Raw genomic sequence first — 2,526 nt, forward strand, 5'->3', positions numbered from 1 at the left:
TCGCCATCGACGCGATTAAAGCGGATTAAGATAGCAGTAAGTCCATTGCTAACATACCGCGCCTCTTTGCTATATCATCTAAACAAATAAATGACTGATTAATATGACCACTGTCTCAGATCCATCTTTGCAAAACAAGTCGCAACGTGGCTTTGCACCGCTTGCGATTGCGCGTATCAAAGGTGCTCAGCGAGCAAACCAAATAGCGATTTATCTTATTTATGCCGCTATTGTCGCCTTTATGGTCTTTGGCACCATTGCTAGTATCAAAGCCTTTCATGACAATCAGCTGCTTTATCAATTGTTCTATAACCTGCCCTACGCTTTGGTGGCGTTGACCATTCCTATTACTATTTATGATGCGCTGGTTATTTATCGTTATCGCTTAAATCAGCCGTCAATGATTGCCATGAGTATTGGTGTATCGACGGTTATATTACTTGGCGGGCTATTATTTGCCGATACTGCTTGGTTAGGTTTGGCATGTTGGCTTGGGGTGGCGTTTTTATTTAAGGTGAGCTTTAAGCGCTTTTTTAACTTTTTAGACGCTGAAGAAACGTCTGAAAATGTTAAAGAAACATAAAACTTCCTGATAAAAATGCCATCACTAATAAAGAACTGAAAACATTCACCATATTTTATTGATTTAAAAAACGACTATGACAACTTCAACATTTGATAGTGCCATTCAACATCATTTAGATACCCAAGGGCTGATTTGCCCTGAGCCGGTGATGATGCTACATCGAACCATACGTAATGCCGAAGCTGGCGCAGTGATTGAAATACTCGCTACAGATCCTGCGACCACTCGCGATATTCCTAATTTCTGCCGTCATTTGGGGCATGAACTTGTAAAGCAAGAAACGCTTGCTGAAAATGTGCCGTTAGATATTGATCCTGATGAAATCATGGTCGCTGACGATAATAACGCGCCTATCAGCGCCACGCTTTATCGCTATTTGGTCAAGAAAAAGAATGCTTAAATGTATTTGATTGAGCTTAAAGAACTCATAGCATCAGCGCACTCATAGCATCAAGATATCTTTGCTTTGTACGAAATATATCATTCACAAATTAAAGGTAGATAGCATGTTAGCACCCCAAAAGCAGTATGTGCAGTGGCTCGAAAACAAAAACGGCAACGAGACCTTACATCAAGCACTCTGGTTATCGGAAAGCAATCATGCGCCGCCTGCGCGTATTGTGTTGGTCGATGATAAAACGACCGCCGATGAGGCTTATCGCTTGGCTTGCGAAGGCACTTCACTACTATGGCGTGGTGACTTTCATAATGCACGGCAACTGCTACAAGCGCTCAATCGACGTATCGAGCGTACCAATGAGCGCTCTGAGCGGCGTAAAATAAAGAAAGCAGCCAATCAATCTGCGAAATCCAATAAAAATTTAGATAAGTCTTTAGAGTTATCCAAAAGTATTCCTAACTTATTTCATCAGCAGCGCCAATTGCAAGCCCAGCGTGCGCGCATATTAAGCCGTCTGCTACTCGAGCTTGATGCCAATTATGTCAGCCAATTACGCCGCGCCCCTGATATGAGTGCAGCTTGTATGGCAGCATTTGGCCAGATAAATGATTCTTGCGTGTTATCATTTCGTGACCTACAAGGAGCGCTTGGCGCAGCGCAGTGGCGCGAAAAAGGCGTTCCGATTGATGGTTTAGATTTATCAATATTCCCGCATTATGGTGTCTTTGCCCCCACCCGACATGAGTATGTACAGCTATTACTCGAGGCGCCACTGCCAGATACTTGTGATGTCGCCTACGATATCGGTACGGGTACTGGCTTGCTCGCTATTATCTTGGCACAGCGCGGTGTCAAACAAGTAATTGCCACCGACTTAAACCCGCGAGCTTTAACCTGCGCCAGCGAAAATTTTACGCGATTAGAATTAGCTAATGTACAGTTGCAGCAAGCGGATCTGTATCCGACTGATGCTCCGCTCGCCAATCTGATTGTCTGTAATCCGCCTTGGTTGCCTGCTAAGCCAAGCTCGCCGTTAGAGTACGCCGTTTATGATGCCAATAGCAAAATGCTGCGTGGGTTTTTGCAAGGCGCGAAAACCCATTTAGTCGAGCATGGAGAAGTCTGGTTGATTCTGTCGGATTTGGCTGAGCATTTGCAGCTACGTACTCGTGAGGAATTATTAGGCTGGTTTGCCGATAGCGGCCTAAAAGTGAAATACCGCCTCGATACCAAACCTAAGCATGGTCGCAGCCAAGATAAGTCTGATCCTCTATTTGCGACGAGGAGTAGCGAAGTTACTTCTTTATGGTGTTTAGAACCTGCCCAATCTTTAATAACTGATAATTAATCATTGAGTATCAAGTATGAGCCGCGACCGCGCCGTCCAACAGCGCCAACCTAAAGCGCTCGCCGTCGATGACGAGCCAACTTATATCACCGAGTTTCGGCAAGCAATGCTCGCCCGCGGGCTTGCAACGCGGACGCGTAATGCTTATGTGCGCGACTTGCGCTCTTGCGAGCTGACCAACCCTATCGCGTT

General features: G+C 45.3%; 3 protein-coding genes and 1 pseudogene. All 4 read left to right on the forward strand.

Annotated elements, in window-relative coordinates:
* Positions 1–103: 103 nt before the first annotated feature.
* The gene (locus V7D75_RS01655; RefSeq protein ID WP_333613142.1) at positions 104–583 is read left to right on the forward strand and encodes a hypothetical protein; all 480 of its coding nucleotides are present in this window, start codon (positions 104–106) and stop codon (positions 581–583) included.
* A 76-nt stretch (positions 584–659) separates the two neighbouring features.
* Positions 660–986 (forward strand): sulfurtransferase TusA, encoded by a 327-nt coding sequence (gene tusA, locus V7D75_RS01660; RefSeq protein ID WP_333613143.1) that lies wholly within the window; start codon positions 660–662, stop codon positions 984–986.
* A 106-nt stretch (positions 987–1,092) separates the two neighbouring features.
* Entirely contained in the window at positions 1,093–2,334 is a 1,242-nt protein-coding gene (locus tag V7D75_RS01665; protein WP_333613144.1) for a class I SAM-dependent methyltransferase, read from the forward strand.
* Between the two features lie 16 nt (positions 2,335–2,350).
* A pseudogene (locus V7D75_RS14635) lies at positions 2,351–2,526 on the forward strand (site-specific tyrosine recombinase XerD); the annotation flags it as partial.

The organism is Psychrobacter sp. (assembly GCF_036731945.1).
In the GTDB taxonomy this organism is placed as follows: Bacteria; Pseudomonadota; Gammaproteobacteria; order Pseudomonadales; family Moraxellaceae; genus Psychrobacter.

Coding starts and splice junctions, on each gene's coding strand:
- V7D75_RS01655 (WP_333613142.1), top strand. CDS start 104: ATGACCACTGTCTCAGATCCATCTTTGCAAAACAAGTCGCAACGTGGC.
- tusA (WP_333613143.1), top strand. CDS start 660: ATGACAACTTCAACATTTGATAGTGCCATTCAACATCATTTAGATACC.
- V7D75_RS01665 (WP_333613144.1), top strand. CDS start 1,093: ATGTTAGCACCCCAAAAGCAGTATGTGCAGTGGCTCGAAAACAAAAAC.